Origin of the sequence: Streptococcus oralis (genome assembly GCF_021497885.1) — a bacterium.
GTDB classification, from domain to species: Bacteria; Bacillota; Bacilli; order Lactobacillales; family Streptococcaceae; genus Streptococcus; species Streptococcus oralis_BQ.
In genome coordinates this window covers 1,597,784-1,619,514 of record NZ_CP046523.1, presented here as the reverse complement: position 1 = coordinate 1,619,514, position 21,731 = coordinate 1,597,784, and the positions used below count along the sequence as shown (strand labels likewise).

Here is a 21,731-nt window from a genome sequence, read left to right as displayed (position 1 = left end):
AGGTGATAATTGACTCAAAATTATTTGCAAAGTATAAGGATAAACATAAATGAAGGTATATAATATTAATTTTGACTGTGGAAGAATAACGTATTTTGAATATAATTCTTTAGTGCAAGTATATAGATTTCATTCTTTTTATGATATTTGTGAAATTGTATTTTCGGCTTCTTTACCTGCTGATGATATACTATCAAAAGTTATTGTTAAGGAAAAGATTATTCCGATCTTAGACTGCTATGTCCAAATGTTATTAGATACTTTTATAGTTTCAATGGATTTTACCGAAAATGATTTTTTATATTTTCGTGGTAAGTTATTTTCATACAAGTTTATCAGTTGTGAAGTAGAAAAAATAGTAAAGAATAAAAATTTTAATTGTCAATGTTATTTTTTTGAATCGGATGAATAGAGTATAAAATAGAAAATTTTGAAATTAAAGTTTTTGTTAAGATACATTAAAATATTTTTCTAAATTCTCTTGTTAAAAAAAGTAAATATTGTATAATAAAATTAGATAAATCATAAATGGAGGACTAAAGTGAAAAATTTAAACGATAAAAAGGTAACTATTTATGATATTGCGCATTTATCAGGTTTTTCTCCAAAAACTGTTTCACGTGTTATTAACGGTGGTGAAAAGGTAAGAGAAGAAACTTATCGAGCTATTCAAAAAGTCATTGATGAGTTGTCGTATGTTCCAAATGCATATGCAAAAAATTTGACTAAGAAAGAAACTACAAACATTTTGATTTCCGTTAAAAAGATTGATTCTTTTCCCTTGATTTGGTTTCAAACTTTACTAGATAGAGTTCTACAAACTTGTAAAGAGTTTGGTGTAAACGCTATTGTTGAATACTTTGGTGAAGAAGATACGATTAGGAATTCAATAATTTCAAGCACAGGAAGCTTAATAGATGGAGTAATAGTATTTTATGAAAGTAAAGACGATATTCGGATTAATTATTTACAGAAGAATAATATGCCTTTTATAGTTTTTGGAGAATCTCGAACACCTGATGTTGTTTATGTATCTAATAACAATTTTCAAGCCACTTATGATATGATGGAATTAGTAACAAAAGAGAGTATTAAAAGTATGTTGTTACTTATGGGAGGGGAATCTCTTGTTAATAAGGATCGTGAAAAAGGTGTTCGTACTTTTTTGACTGATAAAAATTATTTAATGGATTTGCAAGTTATTTATGGTTTAACTACAATTGATTCAGTTTATTCATATGCTATAAATAATTTATCTAATCAAAATCATCCGGATATGATATTTGTTTCTGGGGATGAGAAGGTTCAAGGGCTGATTCGTGCGTGCTATGAGAAGGGGATTACCATTCCTGATGATATTTCAATAATTGGATTCGATAATATTCCTATTTCGCAATATTATACTCCAGCTCTGTCTACTATTTCTCCTAATTATGCTATGTTAGCCCAAAAAATGATAGAAGGTGTTTTAGCAATCATTAACGGTGAAAATATAGAATCCGTTGAAATATCTTCAAAAATTATTAGAAGACAAAGCTTTTAATCGGTAGAAAATACCGATTTTTTATTTGATAAAATATTAAAATAGTAGGTAGATGTATTTCTATGAATCAATTTTTTGCAGAAATTGGACTATCTATCTGATGCATAACTGGTTAAGCTGTAGCAGTATAGAACCTTGTATCTTCATAGAGTATATTGAAAGATATTTGCGATAATTTATATTGTATTCCGTATATCAAATGTACAAAACAATAATAATTCAAATGGTGTGAACTTTTTGGTAAAATCTAGCTCAATTTGTGTATTTTTAGGGTAAAATTCACACCATTTAATTGAAACTTATTCAAATTAGATGAAATTAGTTTTCTAAAAAAAGCGGAGAAACGCTGATTTAAAGGGGATTTTGAAACTTATTCAAATATAAATGTATCCAACCAGGTCTTAAGAAAGCTCGTAAAGCATCACAATTCTCAAAACGTTAATCAATACGATTATATCAACGTTTCAAAGCACTCAAAAGTTTACCTTATGGGTGCTTTTTTCGTGTTTTTTTAAAAAGTTTACCTCAAAGTTCACCTTATTTTTACCTTATTGTTTTAGAGACTTTAAAGCAAATTCCCCAACTGCCATAGGAACTACATTAGAGGTGTTGACATAAATTTGAGTTGTGCCTGTATCGCTATGCGTTAGTGCTTCAGAAATGGCTTCTAAGCTCATTCCTGCTTGTTTAGCAAGTGTTGCTCCTGTATGTCGTAGTTTATGAGGTGTAGCATGTGTCAGCTCTTTATGTCGCTTTCTAATACTTTTCATTTTGTTGTTTAGATAGTCAGCATGTAAAGGCTTATTGATGTTTCCTTTTGTGTCAATATATGTAAAAACAAATTGTTCTGGATTACTGATGATGCCAAACTTTGCCAGTTCATATTTTTGTTGTTCTTTCCAAGAGGTAAGGAGCTGAAGTAAGTCATTAGAAATAGAGAAAATAGTTTTCTTATTTCCCTTAGTAGATTTTACTTGTCCATATCTATCTAAAGCTTGAATTAGCTGAATCTGTGATTTTGAAAAGTCGATATGTTTCCATTGAAGAGCATAGGTTTCAGATTTTCTATCACCTAAGAAAAAAGTGAGATAAAATAAAACATAATCTTTCAGAGTTATTTTATCATTATCTAAATCTTCTTGAAATGCTGAGAACTATTCTTGGAGTTGTTCATGAGTTAGATATAAATCTTCCTCTCTCTTTGACTCTGCAAGTTGAATCTTTTTAATAGCTTTTATTCTTCTTAATATTTTTGCAACTTTATTAGCTTCTATATACTCAAGTTCTTCTGCCCAGTCAAAAATGGAAATTACATAACTACGTAAAGATTTGAAGTTCGCATATTCATTAGCCTTAGATGTCATTAGATTTAGGATAACTTGCTTATTTTGGTTTAAAAACTGTATCGTATAGTTTCCAAGAAGTGGCAGTATATGTTTTTCAAAACAGGTTTTGGTATTAGCAACTGTTGACCTGCTTGGTGGTTTAGAAGTAGATGTAGTTTGACCTGCTTTATAAGAGTCCCACCAGATATTGTTATAGAAGTCGGAGAAAAGAATATCTCCTTTTGCAAGTCCTGTAAATTCATTATCTTCTATTTGATTTAACTTGGTAAGCAAGTCTATCTCAGCTTGTCTTGCCTCCTTTCTAGTTTTAAATCGCTTATCGTAATAGTTGCTATTGACAATTCCAAGTGGCATTCGTGCTTCAATTGGGATATAGATTTTTAAGCGATAAGTTCCGTTTTTTGTCTTACTGATAGTCATGATATTCTCCTTGTGTATCGAACCAGAAAATATCATGACCATTATAAAATAAAAATCTTGATTTTTCTAGTTGTTACCGTTTAACCAGCGGTCAATAGAGTCTTTGTGGAATCGAATTGTTTTTCCAATTTTGATGGATGGAAGCCCCTTTTGAATCCATGAATCAAGTGTATTGTTGGAAATTCCCAAATAGTCGCAAGTCTGTTGTTTGTTAAAATAGGGATAACTTAAAGGCTTTTTTTCTAATTGTTGTTTAATTTCTTTTTGAATAAGATTGGATAGTAATAGTTGAATTTGGTGAATTTGCTCATCTGGTAGGATTACTTGCATTTATTACCCTCCTTCTTATCTTGGTTCCTCATTGGATTGCATCGACGTGAATCCAAATACTTAGCAAAAAAGTAGGTGCGCTCAATGATAAGTCCAAGAAGTGGTGTGTGATTAGCTCGTGCATACCAGACGAGTTCTTCAAACTCTGTGAAGTCATTCTGCTCAATAATATCCACAACTTCATGCATGAAATCATCTGAGTTATTTTCTACAAGAAATTTATCGAGATTAAAACCACATCCAACTTCAATATCATCTATATCATATTGAGTTTTCTCCTTACTTTCAGCATGAATGAAGTAGTCGAAAAGTCCTTTGGGTGATTGTACGATTTCTACATGAGCAGGGCCGTTCAACTTGTCCTTGATTATCTCAGAAACTTGTTTATAACTTTTGAGAGAATCAAAGAAGAAAGCCCCGTGTTTGTGATATTTTTTCAGTTCCCCAGTTTGTCGGTTAATATCCTTATCATGCCAAGGGCTCAGGATGAAGGGGATGTGTAGTTCTTCAAGAATTTCAAGATAGTCAGCAGGGGCACTTTCTTTGTAAAAAAGGAATGTCCACTTGCTAGAGCGTTGTTCTTTTGTCATTTTGATATGCCTTTCTGATTACTGATTACAGGATAATTGGGGGTCGTAGTTCCCCCCCAATTATCTTGTATAATGCTAGCAGGGGCTATCTGGCTACTGCTTAACGCAAGCCATAGCCCCTTTTTGTCGTTTTTTACCAACTAACCATAGTTTATTACGAATTCGATTTGGTGCTGAAAAGTAGTAGTCAGGATGCTGACTTGCAACTTCTTCTTTCAGTTGCGGGGTCATGTCACTCAAAATTTTTTGTCCCTGCTGGTCTCTAGGAACTTTGACAAAAATCGTTACATCATCTTTTCGTATGTCTACGACACTCTTATGTGCACAGTGATTAAAACTACTATTTATGGGATTGAAGGTAGTTATATTCTGATTGTCAATCATTGTTGTTTTTTCTGATTTCTCACGTTGCGTTAGAAACTGACGAAGTTTCAATGTAAAGTATACGGATTTAAAATAATTGAGTAGACTATCAAATCGAAATCGATTCAGAATTTCAAACATTACAGAAACAAATAGTATAAATAGAAGGATGGACAATGCTGTATAAGAATATTTGCTTCCTAATTCTAAATAGCTATTGAACTGGGAGAGGTCGAAAAAACTGAGAGGATTTAGTTTAAACTGATTTGATAGAAATTCCAGAGACCATCCTATAAATTCTGCTAGAAATGAAACTAGAATCAGATTGATGTTGAGGTTGAATGTCTTCATGAAGTAAGATTTTTTCATCATTAAATAATTCCTTTCTTTGTGTAATATGTTGGGCATAGTAGTGGAAGAACCTGATAAGGATGTTCATTATCAATCACTTGAATCAGACCTGTTCCATGTCCAGTAGGGATAACAATACCTTCTGGGTCGAGGTCGGGAAATAGAAATTGTGTCGTCTTCTTGTTAATGTTGCCAATCTGGATGAGGACATTAAGTTGTTCACGGACTGAAATAGGAATGGTAGTATGGTCGAACCTTTGGCTAACTAATAGTAAATGAAGTTTTGTAGCACGTCCTAGAAGTGCTATAGAAGATGAGAGTGAAAAAAACGATTCTTTAATTGTCTTATTGACTCCTTCGGATAATGCAAGAACTTCATCAATCACAATTGTCATATGAGTGAACTCATGACGTGGATTCTCGTATAGCATTGCTTGACGTTTTTGAATCAGCTCAAGGCATTGACTCAACTTCTCATTGATTTCTGATACAAAGTCGGACTTAGACCGATTTTCAACGGGATGAATCACTGCAATTTGATGTTCACGAGCCCAACGACTAGGTGTGTCAAATTTTGGGTCTACGATAATTAAATCGGATTGGTGTTTGAGCACACTCAGTAAATAGGTGAGAGCATAAGATTTACCCGACCCACTATTTCCACAGATTGCAATGTGATCGACCTTATCAAGATTAAGCGAAAAATTTTCCATAATTGGAATTTGATTTTTGGGCAAACTTGTTGTATATCTATCAAGGTCAGGAATGAGCAATCGTTTTGAAATTCCCACCTTCCACGGAAAGAAGAGTCCTCGCTGAACATGGATATCATCCGTTTTTAGAGGAACAAAGTATGTTGTATTTTGCTTCAATAAAGTATAATGTGGGTATAGGGATGCGTTAGCAATCAAGAAAATTTTATTATAGAGTTCATCATCTAAAATATAGGCACAGGGAAGTCGTGGGATGAAGATGAAACCGTTTTCTTGGATGGCGATGTTAAAACTGTTTGTATAACTTGTTTCGCCTTGCATCAAGGCTCCAAGAGCCATATTAAGGCTCTGGATCAAGTATGATTGCAAGACGGCATCTGTTTTCGATACCATTATTTAACCTCCTTAATGCCATCAGCTTTAAAGTAAACGATATAGCGTACTTCAACGGCTTGAAGGTTATCGAATTGAATCAAACTCATGAAATCAGGTAGCTTAATTTTGTCTTCAAACTTAACTTGGAACGGTTCGAGTCCTTCTTGGATGAAGGTTGCCTTGTAAGCGACGATTTCGCCAGTAGGTTTTCCATCCTCAAAGAGTTGCTGTGGTTCAAGTTCCGTACTTAAGCAGTAAATGCCTTGTTTGTTATCAATGTATTCATTAGCGGTAATAGTTGAATAGCCACCTTTGCGATTACGTGTTTTCATAAGAGTTACCTCGTATTCTAATTTAGAAATTATTGATAAGTATCACTCTCGCTATGATACTTAAGAGATAGCAACGAGAAGCTATATGTTTACAATGATAGTTTACAGCAAAAACAAGTTATATGAAATAGACTATTTTTTGATTATCTGAAAACAAAAGTATATAATATTGTTAAAACAAATCGCTTTTTTCTATTTTTTCATTACATTATTTTTGTGTTTTTAAAAATAAAAATATATAAGGAGAAATTATGGACCGTCATTTCTTTTCAACTTCGTCAGATTTTTTGAGCGAACAACTGCGGAATGATATATTTTCTTATATTAAAGAAAATGAACTTTATAGCTACGAATTGTTATATAATGCAGAATTAGATAGAGCGGAAGATAAGATGGGACTCTGGGAACCCTACTATGGTAATTCTAAGAATAGTTCGTCACAGGTTTTTAGTAGGTATAAAAACGACCCTAAAATATTAACAGATATGCAATTAAAATTTATTAGTGAGAATATGTCGAAGGATTCAATTGAATTATTTTTTGGATTTAAAAAAGTCAGAGGAATAAATAAAGAAGAATTTTTGTATATTGCTGATAATAAATTTTTATTCTTTTTTAATAAAATGCTAGAAGATGCTTTTATAATGGATTCACATTATGAAAAAATTATTGATACATTTGTAGATTATATTCCATTTTCAAAATATATCTCTAAAAAAGAGAGCTACCAATTTATAGAAACAAGCCATGAATCTAGAGAATCCTCTTGGTTGGATTATTTAAATTGTGAACTCCCTATTAAATCCTATAGAATGTATCAAGAGATAGATATTAGTAAGCAATATAATAGGCAAAAATTACTAATGGACTCTGACTTTGCAGAAATTTTCTGGAATTCAACTATCAGATTATTGGATAAAATAAATTTACAACTCTACAGTCAATTTGGACCTATAAATAATTTTGAAAATATAACGGCAAAATTCTTTAAGGATAAAAAGCTATTACTTAATACCGATACACTGATAAGTCAGTATTTTGAGTTCATTTATGAACGAGGTTATCTTAACTGTAAATATAGTACTATCTCAGATGTGTCATATGGGGAAATAGTTCGAAGCTTATTGAAAGATTCATATAATATTGAATTCGATAAAAGTAAATCTAATTATATAGAAAATCCAAACCAAAAATTATTTGATTTGAGGTATAGATTTGGAAATGAAGTGTTGATATTTGCTGATGCATTAGAAAATATTCAAGTGGAGATTGACAAAGAGGATAAGAAGGTATTAGAAAGACTTAAAGAAAATAATATTGAGCTATTTACTAAGGGAGAAGATGAGAGTGATGAGTATGAACCTAGATTCACTTCACCTTTTCTTATCCAGTGTTCTAACTGTCGATTTTCCAATTTAATTGATGAAGAATTTTTAAATAAAAATGTTTCAGATTATTATGCCTCTGCAGATTTATTTTGTAGACATTGTGATGACAAGCTAGAAGCTACAATTGAAATTCATGAAAATTTAAAATTGCAATACAATCTATGCAAGTGCAAAATTTTAAAAGAGCCAGATATTTGTTACATTGAGAAAGCACAAGTTTATTAATTTATCTTTAAATTTATCTTTAATAAAAATATTTACTTTAATGCTATCTCTACCTTCTTAATTTAATTAAATATAGTAGCATATATTTTCACTAAAATAAGTAGTTCGTGATATAATAGTAGCATTAATTATTTTATATGGAGATAATTGGTCTTAGATGTTAATTAGTAATTTTTAAAAAGTTATAGGAGAGTATTTTATAATAGTCGAGCAATTTAAAGAACGTTCACAAAAAAATGAAAAAGCTGAAGTAATTCAATACGTCAAAAGTCCGTTGGTAAAAGCTCATGAAGATACCAAAATGAGGATATAGAAAAATTAGTTCGATTTCTCCACATCCAAAATATGGTCTTGTTTGGGAAGGACATACTTACTTTTAATAGTGTTAAATCTACTCAAATTTCAATATAGCTAGCAATACCATGTCCAATATTATACTCACAAACGCCCCTTATAAAATTCTTATGTTCTCAATGTAATAAATTAAGTTATATAATATCCTCTCTTCCGAAAATTTATACTGATTTCTATTTTCTTAAATGTAGAATATTTTATATTTTTAGTTAGCTGGCTATAGAATATTCATAAACTATTCTTCCAAATGTACAGTATACATATTCTTCTTTTTATTAATAGAAAAAAATAGAGCATAAAACAGATTATTTTGATATAATAGAGTATGTACAAATAATAATTCAGGGAAAAATAATTGTGAGATTCAGAGATACGTTACAAAGTGCCTTAGATAATAAAATTGTAACTTTAGATGATGCTAAAATAGAATATAAATATGAAGAAATAAAAGTATATCGTGGAATAACTAGAAAAGACAAAACACCTTCTGATTTGAACGAAAATGATTTTCTTTCTCAGATGGAAAAATCTAAAAAAGCTAGAGGAATAAAAGTAGATGAACTAGAACTAAGTTCATACAGTTGTTCGGTATTTACAGATATTCAAGACTTAGAACGGGCACTTTATTTCCCAAAGCCTACTAAATTTATAGCTGAAAGTAAAATAAGTAGTGATACAAATTACTTTGGTCCAATTGGAAGAGATGACAGTAGTCATATAAATTTATGGTTAGAAGCAGATGCTAAACCATGGGAAATATTTCAATATATATTACAAGAGGAATCAAAATGAATGATAAAATATTATGCTTTAAAATAGATGGGAATGATTTATATTTACAGATAAGTTTAGTGCACTTCAATGAAATTCCTATATTTTTTCTATGTAGAGATAAAAATGGAGTTATATACGCTGTTCAATGTACGGATACTGAGGATTTAAACTATTATGTTGTCCAAGTTAATAGAAAAAATATTCTCGAATTGTTGAACAATACACTAACAATTCGAGATTTTATGAATTCATCTAATAAAAAATGGGAAATCCAATCTGGAGAAAATATAGAAGATGATATTGTTAGACAAATTGAGATATTAAATAAAGAAGATTTGGTTGATGAGGGTGTATTTTTAAAGTTAAACAATAAGGAAATAGAAGTTTTTAAAGATAAAATTAACAAAGAAATAAACATTGAATTTACTAAACAAAAATATCAAAATGCAGTTGCAGCAAATACAAAAATATCAGAACTGACTGTATCAAGTGCTACAAATCCCTATATTTTCAATAGAGAATTGAATAGTTTGACCAAAACGAATAGGATAATTCCATTTACTAATAAGACTGATTCGTACGAAAAAAATAGTCATTCCGAAATTTCAAATATTATGCAACAATCCATTAAAGATAGTGGATATAAAACTTCAAGTGAAAATTCAATAGTAAAAATGACACATAACGATGAATTAACTAAGATAATGGCTACAAAAAAACAAGAAACTATTCATTTTTGTAGTTAAAAAGGAAAATATAATGAAAATTGATATTTTATTTAAAAGAATTAACAAATTAAATTATACTATAAACGAGGATAGCCTTAAAGAACCACTAGAGGAAGCTCCTGAAGATATTAAAACTAAAAATGATTTTTCTTATATTCCTGTTTTGGAAGACAACAAAATTTTAGTTACAGTTAATACTTCAACAGAATCAAGGCGAGCAGGTAAAGAGTTCAGACGACTGGATATTGAAATTGATGTTTTACTTGAATTAGTTGATTTTTCATCAAATGATGACGAAAAAGAAATAATTGATAAAGTTCATGAACAATATGAGCTTCTGAATAAGATAATAATTGAAAACATTATGAACTCTATGACTAGCTTAGATGACCTTCCTAAATTATGATACGAGAAGTCTGTTTCACGTAATGTGGCAGACTTTTTGTTTCTTCAATTTCTTTTTGTTTACGGAGCGTCTTAAATCAAGGTTTTTTCGTTTCTACTGAAACGTAATGGCCCACTATTCCACTTCTGTAAAAATTAAATAAGGTAAACTTTTGATATTCTGGTTCGATTTTATTTTATTTTTAATGAAAGTTTACCTTGTTTTAATGAAAGTGATTGAAATTAATTGAAATTTTAATTTTTAAAAACTTATGAAAATGTTGATTTTAAAGCATTTTGAAATTAGATGAAATAAGTGGTGCCCCAACCAGGTTTTAAGAAATCGTAAAGCATCACAATTTAGTAAACGTTAATTCGAAAGAATTACTATACTTACCAAGAGCACCTTTCGAGGTGTTCTTTTTTATATTTTCATACTAAATTGGTGCAATTGACGTAGTTGTTGGGGCTTTAGCCACTTACAAATACGGCTGCAATCTGACAAAGTCAGTTGCTTCTAAACGTTAAGAACCAGCTACAATACAGCATTTTCAACACTTCATGGTTCACACCATGGGGTGTTTTTTGTTTTTCTCATCTTCTCACGATATTGCCCATGTGGTATAATGGGATAAGGATTGTTCCTCGTTTCAGACGAGTTTATGGATTTCAGGATAAGTTAGCAGGTGAGACGAGTATTTCTGTCAGTCTCCTATACACCTGTTAATAGCTATCCAAAATAAAAAGGGGATTGTAGATTGGTTTTATTGGTATTAGTGCTTTTGGGTTTGCTCATTCTAATCTTAAAAAGGAGACAGAAAACTGCTAAAAAATCTGAAGGAAAGGCCAAGAAAAGAAATTGGCTATTAATAGGTTGCTTATCCATAGTAATCCCAATCGTAATCTTCACAGTGCTTAGTCCTATTCTTGCTCTAATGGATATGTGGGGGCTATTTGCCCATGCAAGTCGAACTGAACTTGAGCAAGCTGTGCATCGTTCTTATCAAAATTACGGTCTTACAGGACAGTTTGAGTTAGAGGAATACGAGAAAAACTATACAAGCGTGGGAGGATTTATAATCCATGGTACCTACAGTGAAAATATAGCCGGAAAAACCTATCAGGTTAAAACTCGATTTAAATACTATACTCGCTTTTCGGAAAATAAAACATATAGAAAGACAGATGCAGAGGTTGATTACAAGAATTATAAAAAAATTTATGATGTTTTCCCAGAATTAGCCTATTTAGGTATTGAGGTTAGTCCAAGCACCGGCGAATTTTTAAAAACACTGGACAGTTCAATCAAGGATCCTAAACTTCCTGATTTGAAGTATCAAGGTATTGGTTTTGAATTTAATAACCAATCTGATAATATCTATCTTTATAATGAAATATTAGAGGAAAATCAAAGCAAGGGCCAAGCTCTGCAAGGAATGTATCCCATGGATGCTCAATATCTTTTCCAAAAAGAGATTTTTATACCAACATTTGAATTTCAGTATTTCGTTCCGAAGGAAAAAAGAGATCTCTTGTATGCTGACTATCTTAAAGAGCTTGAAAGGCTCATGAAGGAATTTTTTGCCAACCAACCCCTACCACGAGGCCTTTATGCTGTAAAAATTGCTAAGTATAAAGAGGATAAACTTGTCAGTGATAGTGGTGTATACTATGTGAGGATTGATAATCGTCAAGTTGTAAAGCTGTTGCAAAAATTAGAGTAGGAGTCGCTAGGTCTAGTCCAGTTTTTTGTTCATAATTTCCAGGTGCAGTTGTTAAAATTTGATTTTCCCAGTGGACAATCGTCCACTTTTTTTATATAATAAAACTAAACCAAATTGGTTGAATTTCAGAAATATGAGCTCAACAATCGATTTGTCTTTCTAAGAGAGATATTCTCAATAAAACATCACACTAGGGGGTGAATCATGTACCAACCAGAAAAACTCAAGGCTCGGAGAAAAGAGTTAAAATTGACACAGAAGGAAATTGCAGAGGAATTAGGAATTAGTTTTCAGGCTTACTCGGCTTGGGAACGTGGAATTAAGGAACCATCCAAGGAGAAGGTTGCTCAGCTAGAGAATATTTTAAAGGTGGCAAAGGGATATTTCACTCAGATCGAGATTGTTCGTCTCTACAATAGCCTCTCCAAGCAAGGGAAGGACAAGATTGTGCTTTATGCTCGCAACCTAGCTCAAGAGGAACAAACTCAGAAGGTGGCGACCATGCCAGAGCGCCTCTATGAGTACCGTGTCTACGAACGCATGTCAGCAGGGATCGGGGCTTCGGTCTACGATGACAAGAATTTTGATACGGTCTACTTTAACGAGGAGTTGGCCCATGATTTTGCGTCCTGGGTGGCTGGGGACTCTATGGAACCTAAATATCAAAATGGTTCGGTGGCTCTGATTCGAGAGACGGGATTTGACTATGACGGGGCAGTTTATGCAGTGGTCTGCAACAACCAGACCTATATCAAACGGGTTTATCGGGAGGAAGATGGCTTGCGTCTGGTATCGATCAATCCTAAATACAAGGACATTTTCATATCCTATGAAGAAGATCCTCGGATTGTGGGGATTATCGTTGGGAATTTTGTGCCAATGGAGGGCTAGCCTATGGGCTACTTTGATTATTCCAGAGAGCCCAAAAGTGACATTGCCTTTGTCGACATGAAATCCTTTTATGCCAGCGTTGAGTGTGTGAAACGGGGCTTGCATCCGCTGAAGACCTCGCTTTGTGTCATGAGTCGCGCGGATAATTCTACTGGTCTTATGCTAGCTTCCTCTCCCATGTTTAAGAAGATTTTTGGCAAGTCCAATGTTGGTCGGGCCTATGATCTGCCTTTTGATATCAAAACGCGCAAATTTTCTTATTGCAATGCTCGAAAGCAAGGCTTGCCTACTGACTCAGACTATGTTCGCTACATCGAAGATTGGGCTCAAGTGACTTTGATTGTGCCTCCTAGGATGGATGAGTACATAGCGGTCAATATGGAAATCCAGCGAATCTTTCAAAATTATGGTAGTCCAGATGATATTTATCCCTACTCTATCGATGAGGGCTTTATTGATCTGACTAGTTCGCTCAACTATTTCATCCCAGATAAGAGTCTCTCTCGCAAAGACAAGCTGGATCTGCTTTCTGCTCGCATCCAGAGGGATATTTGGAGGCATACAGGGATCTACTCTACGGTGGGTATGTCCAATGCCAATCCCTTACTGGCCAAGTTGGCTCTGGATAATGAGGCCAAGCACACTCCGACCATGAGGGCCAACTGGTCTTACCAGGATGTGGAAGAGAAGGTTTGGGCCATTCCCAATATGACGGACTTTTGGGGGATTGGCAGGCGGATGGAGAAACGCTTGCATACTCTGGGGATTTTTTCCATCAGAGAATTGGCCACCAGTAATCCAGACCAGCTACAGAAAACACTTGGTCAGGCTGGCCTGCGTTTGTGGTTTCATGCTAACGGGATTGATGAGAGCAATGTTCACAGGCCCTATAAAGCCAAGTCCCAAGGGTTAGGAAATTCTCAAATCTTGCCGAGAGACTACGTGAAGCTACGGGATATCGAAATTATTCTCCGAGAAATGGCGGAGCAGGTGGCTATTAGACTGAGAAGGGCGGGCAAGAAAACAACCCTTGTCTCTCTCTATGTTGGTTTCTCTAAACAGGAGGTCAGGCCGTCTATTCACACACAAATGAAGGTCGAACCGACCAATAATACAGCTATCTTAACGGATTATGTTTTGAAGCTATTTCATAACAAATACACTTCTGGAGCGGTCAGAAGTGTCGGAGTCAACTATTCAGGATTTGTGGACGAGTCCTTTGGCTTGATCTCCCTCTTTGATAATGTTGACAAGTTAGAAAAAGAAGAAAGGCTCCAGACGGCTATTGATGCCATTCGGGAACAATTTGGTTTCACCTCCCTCTTAAAGGCCAATGCACTGGAAGAAGCCTCTAGGAGTCTTGCTAGAAGCAAGCTAATTGGGGGGCATTCTGCTGGAGGATTAGATGGACTAAAATGATTGATCGTTCTTATTTACCCTTTCAATCTGCGCGTGACTATCAAGATCCAGGGATGCAGAAGTGGATGGGCTTTTTCCTCTCAGAGCATACTAGTTCACTCGGTGAAGAAAGAAATCGGGTTGCTTTTTCGACGAGTTTGAATCCCGTTGAGAAGTTGCTCTTGCTTTCGCAACTTTATGTCGGGCAACTAAAGGGATACTTTGTAGTCAAGGAAAAGAAACAAAAAACGACTATCGTCGGCAAGGTAAGCGAATTATCACCTCAAACTCTATCTATTAGGACCAATGAGGGCTATAGACTGATAGAGATTGTAGATGTCCTCGAAATTCGACTGTGGGAGGAGGGAGTGTATGACTAGAAAAGAGTTGTATGAAAACAAACTGCAGATGGATTATTTTTCAGATGCCTATATTCGTTTTGAAGAGGATTTTCAAAAATACTCTGCCATGAATGTGCCACTGACTTTCTTGATCGATGACATCCTACGAACCATGGCGATGAATCAGAAGAACTACTTTGTTTTAAACAAGGAAAACGCCAAGGATGGGCGGGAGCATCGCTTTTATTTTAGGGTGGTAACGGAAAAAGAGTGCCCCAGAAATCGAACCTATGCATACGCTGGACTCAAAAATAGTAGTCAGTGACTAGGTGTGGAAGAGGGAAGTTTGATTTAGGAAAGATGGCTTGTGAACGTCAGAAAATCTCATGGTATTGGGATTCGAAACACCATCTTTTATCTGTGGAGTTCTTGCAGAAACTTATGATGGATGTTCTGATGAGATAAGGCAAGGGGCACTCGCTTTTTTGGATGAGCGTTTATTTGAAAACGTGGTTGGATTTGAGAACAGCTATCTTCAATGATCATCTTACTTTATAGATTTATACCAAGACATCCATGTATATTTGTGGATGTTTTTTAATTTTACAGATAGAAAAAGAGAAGACCAAATGGTCTTCTCAACGGGGGAACTGAATAATTAGAAAGAATCAATCAAAGAGGGTTATTAGTCTTTGAAATTCTTTTGGAAGATGAGGAGAGATAAGATAGAAGTAATGGCTGCCAAGAAGAGGAAGGCAGTTGTTTCTTGTTCCCCAGTTGCAGGGAGTTCTCTTTCCTTGTCTTCTTTGATTGTAGCTGTAACAGGAGCTTTTTCATCTTTTGATGGTGAATTGTCTGTTACGGCTGGAGCAGGTTTTTCAGTCTCTCTTGGTAGAACATACTCAGGAAGAGTCACAACTGGTGGTGCCTCTGTTCCAACTGAGCTTTGTTTGCTACCTACCTCAATCACTCGATCTTGAGCTGGAGTTGCTTCTGTTTGGAGAACCTTGCGATTGTCGCCGTCCACTTCAACATATTCGACTAAGAGACCGTCTTTCCCTTCTGATAGAACTTGTTCTTTTCCTTTGTCTAGTTGTGGGTTTTCGCGACGGATAGTCTTGAACGGTACTGTCTTATTGACGATTTCCAAACTTGGAAGTGTAAAGACAAGGTCCTTGACCCCTTCCTCAGGACTTGAAGAAGTAATTGGTTTCTCAGGTTGAACTGGATTTTCAGGCTGCGCTGGTTTCTCAGGCTGCGCTGGTTTCTCAGGCTGAGCAGGCTTTTCAGGTTGAACTGGAGTTTCCGGTTGCGCCGGTTTCTCAGGTTCAGCCGGTTTTTCAGGCTGCGCTGGTTTCTCAGGCTGCGCTGGTTTCTCAGGCTGCGCTGGTTTCTCAGGCTGCGCTGGTTTCTCAGGCTGCGCTGGTTTCTCAGGCTGAGCAGGCTTTTCAGGTTGAACTGGAGTTTCCGGTTGCGCCGGTTTCTCAGGATCAGCCGGTTTTTCAGGATCAGCCGGTTTTTCAGGCTCAGCCGGTTTTTCAGGCTCAGCTGGTTTTTCAGGCTCAGCAGGTTTTTCAGGCTCAGCAGGTTTTTCAGGATCAGCCGGTTTTTCAGGTTCAGCTGGTTTCTCAGGTTGAACTGGATTTTCAGGCTGCGCTGGTTTCTCAGGCTGAGCAGGCTTTTCAGGTTGAACTGGAGTTTCTGGTTGCGCCGGTTTTTCAGGTTCAGCCGGTTTTTCAGGTTCAGCCGGTTTTTCAGGTTCAGCCGGTTTCTCAGGTTCAGCAGGTTTCTCAGGTTCAGCAGGTTTCTCAGGTTTAGCTGGTTTTTCAGGCTCAGCAGGTTTCTCAGGCTCAGCCGGTTTCTCAGGCTCAGCAGGATTTTCAGGTTCAGCAGGTTTCTCAGGCTGAACTGCTTCGAGCTTGCTGATTTGTTCGAGAGCAGTTTTTAGCGCTTGATTGACTGCTTCCTGAGTTTTCGCTTCTTGGATTGCAGCAATGGCTTGGTCAGCAATTGTTAGCAATTGCTTCTTAGCTTCCTTGTTGGATCCAAGCTCAGCGACCTTTTTCTCGATAGCTTTTGTCAAGCTGTCCATAGCCTTATCATACTCAATTTCCGGTTGTTTTGGTTCGGCTGGTTTCTCAGGTTGAGTCGGCTTTTCAGGTTCTTCTGGTTGTTCCGGTTGCTCTGGACTAGGTTCCTCTTGGCCTCTTTGATAGTTCTCATCCTTGGATAGGATATCTTGTAGGGCACTGACTGTCAACATGACTTCTTGAACATCCACTGCATCAGCATTGAGTTGGTTTCTCAATTTTTCTAGATTTGCTTGGAAAGCTTGGCGTGCAGTAGGTGTATTTTTCAAGCCTGCTGGGTCAAAGTTGGACAGATCATCTTTCCATTTTGAGATAGACTGGATGATATCTGCCTTGCTGTAGAGTTCACTACCTTCGCCACGAGTGATAAATTGGTCCACTTGAATACCGATATTTCGAGACAAATCGTTTTTATCAGGATCTAGCTGAAGGGTAACCGCATGCAAGTTTTCGTCCAGACCTTTTAGGCTAACCAGAGTTTGATTGCCTTGGCGTTGGGCAGCATGACCGCTAAAGTATTTCTTACCATCAATAGTTGAAGCATTTCCCATGCCCTCTTGGTAAGGAACTTCTTTGCCATCTAGGAAGACTTTGTAGATACCATGATTTGGATCAACATAGCCCTTGATATCAAGTCCAGTACCGTAGAAGTAGGCTGTGACAGTTGTCTTTTTCTTTTGCTCATCAGTTAAGCGGCCAAAGGAAGCCCAAGACTCTGTTTTTTGGTACTTGTCTGCCGAATTGGTTTCATGGTGCCAGCCAGGACTGTAATCCAACTGACTAGCTTGGTCATCATAACTTGTTTGGTCCTTGACCAGCAATTCAGCTTTCATCACTTGGATGGTTGCATCGGTAGCGAAACCGAGCAGGGCACCATCAGTGACAGAAGTGAGCTTGGCTTTGAAGTCAAAGACAGAGTCGGCTTGTTCTGTAAAGTCAATCGTTGGGATGGTCACAGTCTTTTCTGTTTCTCCATCTTTAAATGTCACATCTTGAGTTGTATCTTGGTAAACTTTACCGTGAACCCCAGTTCCAGGTTCTGTGATAAAGCGAACAGTAGCAGCCCCCTTGCTTCCACCAACACGTTTAATCTTAACAGTGACGGGTTTTCCTTTTTCGACTTCGTAGTTGGTAGACTCGAGTTCAAACATCCCTTTGCTATCATTATTTAGGGTGTAGATTCCTTCTGTAGCAATTGGTTCGCCTGTTTTGTTTACAAGAGTAATAGTGTGTTGGCCTGGTGCTAAATCGCCTGTTTCAAAGACTTTTTGGCTGCGTTTACGGCTACTGTTCTTGGTTTGGACATCGGCGACCTTTTGACCATCAACGTAGACGGACATTTCTCCATGACCTGGGTCGACTGTAGAGACGACATAGGCCTTGGTTCCTGTGAAGGTATAGCTTACTTTGGCATCTTTTTGATTGGTCCACATAGAAGTGCCACGAACCCCTTCAGATTCATTGTACCAAGTTGTTCCAGCTGTATCTGCCGTTGTGTTTGAGTGGTATTCCAGTCCAAGAGGGTAGCCATCTGTTTTTTCAATGCTACTTGGTGTCTTGTAGACTGAGAAGTTGTTCAAGATTGGAGTTGCTTGAGCACCGGTGATGGTCACACGGATTTTTTGTGCCTCTACAGGCTTGCCTTGAACCAAGCGACGGTAACCAACGGTCGAACCTTCGCCGTATGTCACCCAACGTCCGTTGATTTCAACTTCAATCTTGAAACCAGAGATACGTTGCCCTTTGGCGATATCTTCCTTGAGTTCAACGACGTCAAAGCGTCTCTTTTGCCCCAAATCGACTGTAAAGCTACCGGTTGTGGCATCATTTGAGAGGGCCCAGCTGGTGTCATCTTTACCGTCTGTGAGGTGGCTTTCCTTGTAGAGATGGTTTTGACGAGTAGAACTTGCTGTTACAGTGGCACCTTTGGCAAAGTCAGTGGTATACATTTGGTCTAGGGTTGCTTTGAATTCCTTCAAGCGAGCCACATCCGCATCTGCGAATTTTCCTTCTTTATTTGGTGGAATATTGAGAAGGAGTGGCGTTCCACGACCAACAGACTTGAAGTAGATATCCATCAACTCTTTGAGTGATTTCGGCTGTTGATTGTCATGGTAGAACCAGCCTGAACGGATCGAAACGTCAGCTTCCCCTACAGAGTACATATCACCATCAGGGTCACCATGGTTGAGGTATTCGTTTTTCACATCGTCTGTGATGTTGGCTCTTTTAACTTTATGCCATACAGGGTCGCCTGCTATCCCCCGTTCATTTCCGATCCAGCGAACGCTTGTCGGTTGAGCAGAGAAGATGGCGATATCTCCTTCGGCTTCTTTGATGTATTTGAACCATTCATCAAAGGTATAGGTTACTTTTTGGGCACCGCTACCACGCGCACCGTCCATCCAAACCTCGATAAATTTCCCTTTATTACCGTATTTTGGATTACCAAGGATTTCTTTCAGCTGGTTGAGATAGTATTGGTTGTATTCTTTTTCGGTTGCAACATGGTATTTTGGATGGTTGGCATCCCATGGTGACAAGTATACACCCATGTTCATGTCGTATTTGCTAGCAGACTTGGAAACTTCTTCAAGAAGGTCACCCTTTCCATCTTTCCATGGGCTAGCAGCTACGGTATGGTTGGTGTACTTAGATGGGTAAGCAACGAATCCGTCGTGGTGTTTAACAACCATAATGGTTCGTTTGAAGCCCGTTTCCTTCAGAGTACGAATCCACTGGTCAGTATCCAAGTTGGTTGGATTGAAGTATCGGGGGTCTTCTTTCCCATTTCCCCATTCAGAATTGGTATAGGTGTTCATTCCGTAGTGGATGAAGGCTGCCAATTCTTCCTTGTGGTAATCGAGTTGAGCCTTGCTTGGAAGAGGTCCATGATTGCCAATCTCAGTTTCTTTGTCTTCTGGATGAGCGACTGGTGGAGTCGGTGTCGTTGGATTGGATGTATCAGCGACTGGCTCGTATTCAAAGACGACTTCATTCACACCTTTATGCTGGATGGTTGCTTCCAGGCTAGTCTTGACTGGACGGTAGCCAGCAATGTCTTTTGCATGGAAAGTGTTGACAAAGGAAACGTCATACCCTTGACCGTCATTGTTATCAACTGTCGCTTCCGCTAGTTCAGTGCTTGTTCCTTTTTGACGGTAGTAAACTTTGAAGGAGCCTTTGTTGACTTTATAGACCACCTTGATGACACGTGTACCAGGAGCTGTTTTGCTAACGACATTGTGGTTCCACTCGTCTTTTAGTTGCTTCTGAATCTCAACCCCATCAATGGAAACAATCTGGTATTTTTCTAAATTTTGCTTGTAGAATTCGGTTGGAGTGATTGCTTTCTTGAAATCATAGTCAAAGCCAGTTCCCACTTCTGTTTTGTCTAAGAAAGTATCGTTTTCTTTGACTGTATTGCCTGCTTCGTCCAAGTGCTGGATAACGACACGTCCGTAATCAATTCCCTTGACTAGAGTAGCGACACCGTTCTCATCAAAGGAGTACTGATTTTCTCCGATGACAGCTGTTTTATTTCTGAGCATTTCACCTTCGGGTGTAAAGTAGTAACGTTTGCCATTATCCCCTTGATACCAGCCCTTGACACCATATTTGTCAATGATATCTTTGACCCATTTGAGTTGTTCAGGAGAGAGGACAAGTCCACCACCAAAGCGGTCTTTCTCAGGGACACCGTTGTCAACCGTTCCGTGTTGGTGTACGCCGATGACTTTTCCATCACCATTGATAATTCCGCCACCAGACAAACCAGATACAGAAGTTGTTTGGTAAGTGATGCCAGTAGCTCCCTTGTCATCATAAGGATCGACGGATTTTACCTTGCCGTCAGCCTTATAGAGTTGTCCAGCTACGATAGGCTGTTTGAGTTCTTTTGAGCTTGAGTCAGTTGGGTAACCAATCGTGCTGACAGGGTCCCCTGCTTTGTAAGTCTTATGCTCAGCGAGTGGTACAAAAGTTGCTGCTTTATTTGGGCTTGCAATTTGTATAGGGACAGGTGCTACAACTGCTGCCAAGTCATTTTGATATCCCTTGCTAAATTCTTCTTTGTTCCAGAAGTGGATATCTTTCTCTTGAAAGAGTGTGGTATTTCCTGAATTTGGTTGAGAATTTTTAACGGGAGCGTTGGAGCCTAGATTGTAATAGAAGCGCGCAGAGTCTCCACCACGAACATGGCCCTCTTTATCTAAAAAGTTATGAGCAACTGTCAAGAAAACGTTAGGCGCGACAAAAATACCAGAGCCAGAAACGATGTATCGTTGAGCCCCACCATTATAAATGCTGTAGACCATAGTGGCAGCGGTAGCAGGTTGCCCTTCGTAGTTGATGTGTTTGAGGTCTTGTCCACCGTTAATAATGGCACGGTTTCCTTTCTCAGCTTCCTTTGGAGTTTCTTCCTTGTTCTTTAGAATGCTCTCAGTTTCTACTTTTGGACTAGCTTTCTGGTCAACGATAGTCTTTGTATCGAGTTCTTTGACAGGTGTGTCGGGGTAGGCACGGTCCTGAATGTCTTCAGGGAGCAAGTCAGCACTGCTAGTATCGGTAGCAGGCGTTTCTTGTTTTTCAGCTTCTACACGACCTTCTTCTTTGACTGGTTCAGTCTTGGTCTCTTCTATATCTGCGACTTGTTTAATTTGCTGATCTAAATTGGATGTCGTGGCAGGAGACGTTTCGTCTGCACGTACGGTTCCAGAAGCAAAAAATGCCAGTCCGACGATAACAGAGGCCACACCTACAGTCAACTTCCGAATGCTAAATGTTTGCCCTTTTTCAAAAAGGTATCGATTCATAATATACTCCTAGTTTTTAGAAAGGCAGTCAGCTACTGCCCGAGCCCAAGTCTGACTTGGTTACAACTTGATTTAATGAAAAAACTCTCTGATAATTGTAAGCCACCTTACCTCCTGCTTATAAAGCGCTTTCATTTTAAGATAAAAAAATTTAAAAGGTCATTTCTCCCTTAAAATGACTAAAAACTTTTAATATAACAAATATACTAAATTAATGAAAGAATTGCAATAGCAAAAAACAAAAAAATAAATATAAA

The 21,731-nt window shown here is 37.1% G+C and carries 18 protein-coding genes and 1 pseudogene; 12 read left to right on the top strand and 7 right to left on the bottom strand.

Annotation, left to right across the window (positions count from 1 at the left end; all coding sequences use genetic code 11):
• The first annotated feature begins 49 nt into the window (after positions 1-49).
• Together GOM48_RS08145 and GOM48_RS08140 are read left to right on the top strand one after the other, a co-directional pair.
• Complete coding sequence (locus GOM48_RS08145) at positions 50-412, top strand: hypothetical protein (protein WP_235097101.1); 363 nt, start codon at positions 50-52, stop codon at positions 410-412.
• Positions 413-541: 129 nt separating this feature from the next.
• Entirely contained in the window at positions 542-1,543 is a 1,002-nt protein-coding gene (locus GOM48_RS08140) for a LacI family DNA-binding transcriptional regulator (protein ID WP_235097100.1), read from the top strand.
• 548 nt (positions 1,544-2,091) lie between these two features.
• On the opposite strand, the pseudogene xerC reads toward GOM48_RS08140, so the two are convergent.
• From xerC to GOM48_RS08110, 6 genes and pseudogenes are all read right to left on the bottom strand, one after another.
• Positions 2,092-3,309 (bottom strand): annotated as a pseudogene (xerC, locus tag GOM48_RS08135) (site-specific integrase).
• Between the two features lie 66 nt (positions 3,310-3,375).
• Entirely contained in the window at positions 3,376-3,639 is a 264-nt protein-coding gene (locus GOM48_RS08130; protein ID WP_235097099.1) for a helix-turn-helix domain-containing protein, read from the bottom strand.
• Positions 3,630-4,229 carry a replication protein gene (locus GOM48_RS08125; RefSeq protein ID WP_235097098.1) on the bottom strand — a complete coding sequence of 200 codons (600 nt, stop codon included), beginning with the start codon at positions 4,227-4,229 and terminating at the stop codon, positions 3,630-3,632. Before GOM48_RS08125 ends, GOM48_RS08130 begins: the two co-directional genes overlap by 10 nt.
• Positions 4,230-4,322: 93 nt before the next feature.
• Positions 4,323-4,964, bottom strand: a complete 642-nt coding sequence (locus GOM48_RS08120; protein ID WP_235097097.1) for a hypothetical protein — start codon at positions 4,962-4,964, stop codon at positions 4,323-4,325.
• Complete coding sequence (locus tag GOM48_RS08115; protein WP_235097096.1) at positions 4,964-6,049, bottom strand: AAA family ATPase; 1,086 nt, start codon at positions 6,047-6,049, stop codon at positions 4,964-4,966. The genes GOM48_RS08120 and GOM48_RS08115 overlap by 1 nt, the downstream gene beginning before the upstream one ends.
• The gene (locus GOM48_RS08110) at positions 6,049-6,363 is read right to left on the bottom strand and encodes a hypothetical protein (RefSeq protein ID WP_235097095.1); all 315 of its coding nucleotides are present in this window, start codon (positions 6,361-6,363) and stop codon (positions 6,049-6,051) included. The genes GOM48_RS08115 and GOM48_RS08110 overlap by 1 nt, the downstream gene beginning before the upstream one ends.
• Positions 6,364-6,614: 251 nt before the next feature.
• On the opposite strand from GOM48_RS08110, the gene GOM48_RS08105 reads away from it, so the two are divergent.
• The 10 genes from GOM48_RS08105 (at position 6,615) to GOM48_RS08060 (ending at position 15,112) form a co-directional block, all read left to right on the top strand.
• A complete protein-coding gene (locus GOM48_RS08105; protein ID WP_235097094.1) occupies positions 6,615-7,976 on the top strand; it encodes a hypothetical protein in 1,362 nt (453 codons plus the stop codon).
• A 711-nt stretch (positions 7,977-8,687) separates the two neighbouring features.
• Entirely contained in the window at positions 8,688-9,122 is a 435-nt protein-coding gene (locus tag GOM48_RS08100) for a hypothetical protein (protein ID WP_001212196.1), read from the top strand.
• Positions 9,119-9,850 carry a hypothetical protein gene (locus tag GOM48_RS08095; RefSeq protein WP_235097093.1) on the top strand — a complete coding sequence of 244 codons (732 nt, stop codon included), beginning with the start codon at positions 9,119-9,121 and terminating at the stop codon, positions 9,848-9,850. The genes GOM48_RS08100 and GOM48_RS08095 overlap by 4 nt, the downstream gene beginning before the upstream one ends.
• Before the next feature lie 13 nt (positions 9,851-9,863).
• Positions 9,864-10,238, top strand: coding sequence for a hypothetical protein (locus tag GOM48_RS08090; protein ID WP_235097092.1), 375 nt, complete (start codon positions 9,864-9,866; stop codon positions 10,236-10,238).
• Positions 10,239-10,974: 736 nt separating this feature from the next.
• A complete protein-coding gene (locus GOM48_RS08085; RefSeq protein ID WP_235097091.1) occupies positions 10,975-11,940 on the top strand; it encodes a hypothetical protein in 966 nt (321 codons plus the stop codon).
• A 204-nt stretch (positions 11,941-12,144) separates the two neighbouring features.
• Positions 12,145-12,831 carry an XRE family transcriptional regulator gene (locus GOM48_RS08080; RefSeq protein WP_235097090.1) on the top strand — a complete coding sequence of 229 codons (687 nt, stop codon included), beginning with the start codon at positions 12,145-12,147 and terminating at the stop codon, positions 12,829-12,831.
• Positions 12,832-12,834: 3 nt separating this feature from the next.
• On the top strand, positions 12,835-14,250 hold the full coding sequence (locus tag GOM48_RS08075) for a Y-family DNA polymerase (protein ID WP_235097089.1): 1,416 nt from the start codon (positions 12,835-12,837) through the stop codon (positions 14,248-14,250).
• On the top strand, positions 14,247-14,609 hold the full coding sequence (locus GOM48_RS08070) for a hypothetical protein (RefSeq protein WP_235097088.1): 363 nt from the start codon (positions 14,247-14,249) through the stop codon (positions 14,607-14,609). The genes GOM48_RS08075 and GOM48_RS08070 overlap by 4 nt, the downstream gene beginning before the upstream one ends.
• Positions 14,602-14,895 carry a DUF5960 family protein gene (locus tag GOM48_RS08065; protein WP_049490283.1) on the top strand — a complete coding sequence of 98 codons (294 nt, stop codon included), beginning with the start codon at positions 14,602-14,604 and terminating at the stop codon, positions 14,893-14,895. Before GOM48_RS08070 ends, GOM48_RS08065 begins: the two co-directional genes overlap by 8 nt.
• A gap of 61 nt (positions 14,896-14,956) precedes the next feature.
• Positions 14,957-15,112: an ADP-ribosylation/crystallin J1 gene (locus GOM48_RS08060; RefSeq protein WP_235097087.1), complete on the top strand. Its 156-nt coding sequence runs from the start codon at positions 14,957-14,959 to the stop codon at positions 15,110-15,112.
• A gap of 143 nt (positions 15,113-15,255) precedes the next feature.
• Here GOM48_RS08060 and GOM48_RS08055 read toward each other — a convergent pair whose 3' ends face one another.
• Positions 15,256-21,474, bottom strand: coding sequence for an alpha-L-fucosidase (locus tag GOM48_RS08055; protein ID WP_235097086.1), 6,219 nt, complete (start codon positions 21,472-21,474; stop codon positions 15,256-15,258).
• Between the last annotated feature and the right edge of the window lie 257 nt (positions 21,475-21,731).